At 64.6% G+C, this 7,236-nt stretch carries 6 protein-coding genes; all 6 read left to right on the top strand.

Annotation, left to right across the window (positions count from 1 at the left end; all coding sequences use genetic code 11):
* A partial coding sequence (locus tag BGN95_RS13675) for a hypothetical protein (protein WP_286772943.1) occupies window positions 1–408 on the top strand: 408 nt, incomplete at its 5' end.
* A gap of 2 nt (window positions 409–410) precedes the next feature.
* The gene (locus BGN95_RS13670) at window positions 411–2,654 is read left to right on the top strand and encodes a hydantoinase B/oxoprolinase family protein (RefSeq protein ID WP_286772942.1); all 2,244 of its coding nucleotides are present in this window, start codon (window positions 411–413) and stop codon (window positions 2,652–2,654) included.
* A complete protein-coding gene (locus BGN95_RS13665; RefSeq protein ID WP_286772941.1) occupies window positions 2,641–3,885 on the top strand; it encodes a thiolase family protein in 1,245 nt (414 codons plus the stop codon). Before BGN95_RS13670 ends, BGN95_RS13665 begins: the two co-directional genes overlap by 14 nt.
* 1 nt (window position 3,886) lies before the next feature.
* A complete protein-coding gene (locus BGN95_RS13660) occupies window positions 3,887–5,443 on the top strand; it encodes an AMP-binding protein (RefSeq protein ID WP_286772940.1) in 1,557 nt (518 codons plus the stop codon).
* A gap of 22 nt (window positions 5,444–5,465) precedes the next feature.
* Window positions 5,466–6,485, top strand: coding sequence for an NADP-dependent oxidoreductase (locus BGN95_RS13655; RefSeq protein WP_286772939.1), 1,020 nt, complete (start codon window positions 5,466–5,468; stop codon window positions 6,483–6,485).
* Between the two features lie 7 nt (window positions 6,486–6,492).
* On the top strand, window positions 6,493–7,236 hold a 744-nt coding region (locus BGN95_RS13650), incomplete at its 3' end, for a hypothetical protein (protein WP_286772938.1).

The raw sequence follows: 7,236 nt of genomic DNA, 5'->3' as shown, positions 1-7,236 counted from the left end.
TTTGAAACACAGTCCGACGTGCTCGCGCTCATTGCGCAGCATCGCGAGGATTACGAGCGCCGGTTCGGGCGGAACGCCCCGGCCCCCGAAACCGGGGTCTGGATTACGGTGCTTCGCGTCGCGAGCTATGTGGAGCCGGATCCGCTGGATGTGTCCTCGCTTCAGCCCGAGCCCGGCACGACCCTCCGGCCGGAGCCGGTTGCCACGAGACTTTGCCACTTTCCGGGTGCGGACGGGCCGGTCGAGACGCCGGTCTACGATGGGCTGGCGCTCCAGCGGGGCGTGCGGCTTCAAGGCCCGGCCATCGTGAACCCGGGCGAGACCACTTACGTCGTGGAGCCGGGATGGACTCTCGACGCCATCGGAGAAGGCGGCGCCTGGATGACCCGCACCGAAGGGGAGGACTGATTATGACCAACGCCACCAACGAAGCGTCCGACCTTACACGCTTCCTCGAATCGAATATCGCCTTCCTCGAGCCCGATGACGAGATCATGCGCGACCATCGCATGGCGCCGCGCTCCTCCGCCGAGGAAGCCGTGCTCCGCGACGGCGGCGATCCGCATCTCTATGGGGAAATCCGGCGCTATCTCCAAGGTGCGCTGGACGATTCCTACGACATCTCGGAAAACATGGTGGTCGCGCCCGGCGGGCGTTTCGGCGACATGACGACCGCGATCTTCACGGCCTCGGGCGATCACGCGATGTCTTCCACGCGCGGCGTGATCGGCTTCTGCTCTTGCCTGCATTACCCGATCCGGTTCGTCCGCAAGTACTTTGAGCACGATCCGGCGGTCGGTGCCGGCGAAGGCGACTGCTTCATCTTCAATGACCCGTTCTACGGTGGGCTGCACACGCCTGACCAGTCGTCGTTCATGCCGGTCTATCACGAGGGCGAAATTATTGCCTGGGTCTGCATCGGGCTGCACCAGGGCGAAGACGGCGCGAAGGAGCCTGGCGGTATGGGGCCGGCGATCGAATCTCCGTTCGACGAAGGCCTCAAGATGCCCCCCATCAAGATGGCCGAAAACTATCGGATGCGGACCGACGTCCTGACCTTCCTGCAAAACAGTTGCCGTGACCCGCGCATGCAGGGCGCGGACATGAAGATGCGCCTGAATACCTGCGTCCGGCTTGAAGATGCCGTGAAGAAGGTGATCGCCGACTATGGCCCCGAGGCGCTGATCGGCGCACTGCGGCAGAACATCGAGTTCGTCGCGGACGAGGTGAAGCGTCGCATCGAGGCCTTGCCGCCGGCGCGGGTCCGGGGCCAGCTGTTCCTGGATTCCACCATGCGGGAAGATGCCCTGCTGCGCCTGCACCTGGAAACCTATGTCGAGAACGGCAAGCTGATCCTCGATTTCCGCGGCAGTTCGCCCCAAATCGGCAACCGTCCGATCAACGCGCCTCTCACGATGATGAAGGTGCTGATCTCGATGTCGTTCCTGTGCTTCGTCTGGCCGGATCTGCCGCGCTCGAACGCCGTGCTCGAACATGTCGAGCTGAGGACCGACCCGCGCACGATCACCGATTGCTCGCGCGATGTTCCCACGGTGCTCAGCATGCAGGTGCTGTTCAAGGGGATTACCCTGACGCACGTCTTGGCCGCCAAGCTCTATTATTCCGCGCGCAAGCAATATGCGAAGATCATTGCCCCCTGGTTCAACCAGACGATGACCTTTCTGTATGGCGGGATCACGCAGCACAACGACCACACCGGGAACCTGTGCGCCGATCTCAACGGGATGCCCGGCGGCGCCCATTGCGACAGCGATGGCGAGCACAGCATGACGCCCAACTTCTCGGCGATGTGCGACGTCGGAGAATCCGAACTCGCCGAACAGGATCTTCCGTTCGTGCAGATGATCGCGAAGATCTTCCCGCGCGACAATGTCGGCTTCGGCAAGTTCCGGGGCGGCGCCGGTCATCAGACTTCGGTCGCCATGCGCGGATCGCCGCTCTGGGGTTTCTCGGCGATCGCGGGCGGCTCCAAGTTCTCCTCGGCCCCCGGCATTTTTGGCGGCTATGGATCGCCCACTTATCCGGTGTGCCGCGTGAAAGGGATCAACATCTTCGAGGAGATCCAGAAGGAGGGCGGGTTCAAGGCCGATATCGAGCACATCATGAACGATCGTCCTTACGCCGGAGGAACGTACCTCGCCACCCGCGGTGCCATGCCGTACGAATTCTGCAAGGAGGGCGAGCTCTATTTGACCAGCCAGGGCGCCGGCGGCGGCTATGGCGACGTGCTCGATCGCGATCCCCAGCTGGTGATGAAGGACTTCCGCGAGGGCCTGATTTCAGAACGGACCGTCCGCGACGTCTATCACGTCGCCTATGATACGCGGTCTCTTGCCGCGGACCCGATCGCCACCCGCGAACTGCGCCACACCGAGCGCGAGGCCCGGAAATCCCGCGGCGTGCCGTTCGGCACCTTCATCGAAGGCTGGGTCAAGGAAAAGCCCCCCGAGCATCTGCCGTATTATGGCGGCTGGGGAACCGACCACACCAGGCTGTTCGCCAACGGCACCGAGGTGCGAAGCGATCAGGTGGGCATGATCATGATGCCCGATCCGCGCGACGTCCGCATAGCAGAGCTCGAAAGCCAGCTTGCGCGCCTCAGCGCTGAGGGAGGTGCAGATGTCCAACTTTGAGCCGGTCTACATCGCCGGGGTAGGGATGACCAAGTTCGGCCTCTACCCCGACCGTAGCATCAAGAAGATGGTGCGCGAGGCGGTCGAACTCTGCCTGGCTGATGCGTCGGCGCGCCCCGGCGACGTGGAAGGGCTCTACTTCGGCAACGTGGGGCAGGGGATGATCGAAGGGCAGTCGGCCGCCCCCGGCCAGATTGCTCTGCGCCCGCTCGGCTTCGAGCAGGCGCCCATCACCAATCTCGAGAATGGCTGCGCCTCGAGCTCGAGCGCGCTGTGGCTGGCGGTGATGCAGGTGCGCGCCGGCATGGCGGACATTGCCATGGCCGTCGGCGCCGAAAAGCTGTCGACCGATGACGTGGCCCGGCGCGATTCGGTGTTTCTCGGGGGTTTCGACGTCCACGATCGCGAAGGGGTCTTCCGCGAGCTGGCGCGGTACAGCGAGGGTATCGAAAGTCCGCCTGTCGAGGGATCGCGTTCGGCGTTCATGGACATCTACGGCCATTGGACCCGCGCGCACATGCGCGATTTCGGTTCCACTCAGGAGCAACTCGCGACCATCGCGTCCAAGAACCACTGGCACTCGACGATGAACCCTCTGTGCCAGTTCCAGCGTACCTTCACGGTCGAGGAAGTCCTGGCCGCCCGGCCATTGGCCTATCCGCTGACCGTTCCGATGTGCTCGCCCTACTCGGACGGTGCCGCAGCGACGATCGTCTGCTCGCGGCGCGGCCTCGAGAAGCTTGGCGCCAAGGGTTCGGCTGTTGCGATCCGCGCACTTGTCCAGGTGTCGGGAACCGACCGCGATTATCGCGACTGGGAACGGCATATCACGAAGATCGCCGCCGACCAGGCCTATGAAGAGGCCGGGATCGGTCCCGCCGAGATCGACTTCGCCGAAGTCCACGACGCCACGGCTTTCGGCGAGCTTCTCAATTCTGAGAACCTCGGCCTCGTGCCGCGCGGCGAAGGCGGCGTGGCGGCCGTCAGGGGTGAGACAAAGCTGGGTGGGCGCATCCCGATCAATCCATCGGGTGGGCTCGAATCGCGCGGCCACCCGCTTGGAGCGACCGGTCTCGCGCAAGTTCACGAGATCGTCACCCAACTGCGCGGGCGTGCGGGTCCGCGGCAGATCGAAGCGCCCAAGCTGGGCATCACGGAAAATGGCGGCGGGCTCTACGGCATCGAGGAAGCCACGGCCGTGGTCGGCATTTTTGCAGCGCCGGGGGAATAAGATGTCGCTTGTCCAGTATCTCGATCGCGGTGCTGTGCTGAATCCTCAAGGCGAGGCATTGGTCGGCCCCGACCGGACCTACACCTATGCCGAGGCCCAAGGGCTGACCTACCGGATCGCCAATCGCCTGGCTGGACTCGGGTTGGGCGAGGGCAGCGCGGGGGCGGTGCTGTCGTTGAACGCCGCCCTGCCGTTCATCTGCACGTTCGGCTTCTCACGCGCGGGGATGACCTGGGTCCCGGCCAATCCGCGCAACAACATCGAAGAGAACCGGTACTTGCTCGACACGTTCGATTGCCGGGTGGTCTTCTTCCACAGCGATTTTGCCAAGGACATCGAAGCCCTCCGGCCGATGCTGCCGAAAGTTGAGATCTACGTCTGCCTCGATGCCACGATCGGGGACATTCCCTCGCTCGAAGGGTTCCTGGGCGATGCCTCGAATGAGCCGATGGCCCCGCTCTGGCAGCCCGATGCGATCGCCTGCATCATGCCGACCGGCGGCACCACGGGCGCCTCGAAGGGGGTTCAACTCACGCAGCGGAACATCGCCACCTTCGTGGCGACCTACATGGCCTGTCTGAGTTACCGGACCGGCGAAGCCATCGTGAACCTGGCAGCAGCACCACTGACCCACGCGGCCGGGCTGTTCACGCTCGCCACCCTGTCACGAGGCGGGCGTGCCGTCATACTTCCGCGGGCCGAGCCGGAACTCATCATCGACGCCATCCAGAATCACAAGGTCACCGAGTTGTTCCTGCCGCCCACGGTCATCTACCGGATGCTCGACCATCCGACGGTGTGCGAGCGGGATTACTCCTCGCTCCGCTACTTCGTCTATGCTGCCGCACCGATGTCGGTCGACAAGCTGCGACGCGCGCTGCAGGTGTTCGGCCCCTGCATGACGCAGGTTTTCGGCCAGTCGGAAGCGCCCGCCCTGTGCACGTTCCTGGCTCCGGAAGAGCACTTCGTCGACGGCGAGATCGCCCCCGACGAGATCCTTGCCAGTTGCGGCCATCCCACGCCCTTCGTGCAACTGCGCATTCTTGACGACGACAACCGCGAGGTGCCGCAGGGCGAGCGGGGGGAGATCTGCGTCCGCAGCGACCTGGTGACGGCCGGGTACTACAAGCGACCCGATCTGACCGCGCTGGCGATCGTGGATGGCTGGCTGCACACCGGCGACGTGGGCTACCGCGATGCCCACGGCCGCATCCATATTTGCGACCGCAAGAAGGACATGATCATCTCGGGCGGGTTCAATATCTATCCGCAGGAGATCGAACAGGTCATCTGGTCGCATCCGGCGGTGCAGGATTGCGCGGTGATCGGCACGCCCGATCCGGACTGGGGCGAGGTCGTCACGGCCGTCGTCGAGCTGAATGCCGGGATGGAAGCGACCGCTACGGAGATCCTTGATCTCTGCCGCTCCGAGCTTGGCCGGATCAAGATTCCGAAGCGCCTAGATTTCATTGCCTCGCTTCCACGCAGTGCCAATGGCAAGGTGCTGAAGCGGGATCTCCGGGAAACCTACTGGCAGGGCCAAGCCCGCAAAGTCTGAAAAAGAGAGTGGAGTACGAGGGATGTCTGACAACAATCGCCAATGGATCTTTCTGAAGCGCCCGCAGGGGACGCTGACCGAAGACATCTTTGAGCTACGGCAGACGGCGATCGAAAAGCCCAAGGATGGTAAGATTCTCGTCAGGACCGCGCTGGTGTCGCTCGATCCCGCCAACCGGGCATGGATGGAGCCGACGCCGACCTACAAGGAACCCGTCATGCCCGGCGACGTCATGCACGGTTTCGCCATCGGCCGCGTCGTGGAGTCGAGCGCTGAAGGTTTTCAGCCGGGCGACGTGGTCGAGGGCATGTTGGGCTGGCAGGAATATGCAACCGTGCCCGCGGCGACGGTTCGCAAGCGGAATCCCCGCCACAGCATGGAAAACTTGTTGGGCGTTCTGGGCATCACCGGCCTGACGGCCTACTACGGGCTGCTCGAGGTGGCGAAAATCGCTGCGGGCGAAACCGTGGTGATCTCCGCTGCGGCCGGGGCGGTGGGCACGATCACCGGTCAGATCGCCAAGCTCAAAGGCTGCCGGGTCATCGGCATCGCCGGCGGTCCGGAGAAGTGCGCCTGGATCACCGAGGGCCTCGGTTTCGACGTGGCGGTCGACTACAAGAGCGCCGATTTCAAGGCAGACCTCGCGAAGGCCGTGGGCGAGGGCGTCGATGTCTACTTCGACAATGTCGGGGGTGACATCTTCGAGGCGATTATTCCGCACCTGAAGACCTATGCCAGGGTCGTCGCGTGCGGGACGCTGACCGACTACAACGATGCCGAACCCCAGCCGGGGCCGCGGGGCCTCCAGATTGCCTGCGTCGTCAAACGGCTGAGAATCGAAGGGTTCATCGTTCTCGACTACATGGCGACGTGGGACAAGGCCGAAGAGGAACTTGCCGGCTGGATCGAGGCGGGATCGCTGAAGCCGCCGGTGGACGTGCGCGAAGGCTTCGAGACGCTCCCGGCCAACCTGATCGGCCTGTTCAAGGGTACCAACAGGGGCAAGCTCATGGTGCGCATCGCGCCTGTGCAGTCGGCGTAGGCTGGCCATGGTCGATTTCCTGGCCCAGGTGGCGGAGCAGGCCGGTGCGTGCCTGTGGATCGACGACACGGAGTATGCCTCCCGCCTCCTGGCGGGCGGCGCTCCGCCGTGGCTCGACGTCGCATCGCTGATCGCCTGGCGGCAACAAGCGCAGAGCCTGCTTCACCCCAGCGTGACAGTGCTTGACGCCGGGGCGCTGGTGGAGGCGTGGCTGGCGCAGCGAGCCGACCTGCGAAACGCGGCTTTCGCCAAGTCAGGCCCGGCAAGGGCGCTCGGCGCGATATTTTCCGATAGTGGCCTGAAGCAGCACGTCAGCGATGCCCTGACGGGGCTGCGGCGCAGTTACCCGCTCCAGCCGTTGGTGCTCGCCATGCCGTCTCCGTTGCGGTGGATTGCCGGCGCGATCGCGCAGATGCCGCAGGCCGATCCTGAGCCCGACGAGGACGAGATCGAGGATGGCGCGGTGAATCTCGCGGACTTCTTGCGGGCGTTCGGCCGCGACGGCGTCGATGTCCTCGCCTTGGCCGAGGTTCCGGGAGCTGCGGCCTTGGCGCCGGGCCTATATGAACTCTACGATCCCGTGTTCAACGTCGCCGGACACTATCGCTGGGCCGTCGGGCTGGACCTCACCGCGCTTGCGGACCCGGCGGGGATCGAGGCGCCGGTGGATTTCGTGATCGCGCCCGACGGGCCCTGGGACTGCCTCGGCCAGGACGTCTCGGCCACAGTCTGGGCGGGGGGCGCTGCGGCG

The organism is Sphingomonas sp. 66-10 (assembly GCF_001897045.1).
In the GTDB taxonomy this organism is placed as follows: domain Bacteria; phylum Pseudomonadota; class Alphaproteobacteria; order Sphingomonadales; family Sphingomonadaceae; genus Sphingomonas; species Sphingomonas lycopersici.
The sequence above is the reverse complement of the archived record's forward strand: the minus strand, read 5'-3'. Positions and strand labels throughout refer to the sequence as shown.

What these genes read in the sequence shown, in the direction of transcription:
- BGN95_RS13660 (WP_286772940.1), top strand. Translation starts at nt 3,887, where the DNA reads ATGTCGCTTGTCCAGTATCTCGATCGCGGTGCTGTGCTGAATCCTCAA.
- BGN95_RS13655 (WP_286772939.1), top strand. Translation starts at nt 5,466, where the DNA reads ATGTCTGACAACAATCGCCAATGGATCTTTCTGAAGCGCCCGCAGGGG.
- BGN95_RS13670 (WP_286772942.1), top strand. Translation starts at nt 411, where the DNA reads ATGACCAACGCCACCAACGAAGCGTCCGACCTTACACGCTTCCTCGAA.
- BGN95_RS13665 (WP_286772941.1), top strand. Translation starts at nt 2,641, where the DNA reads ATGTCCAACTTTGAGCCGGTCTACATCGCCGGGGTAGGGATGACCAAG.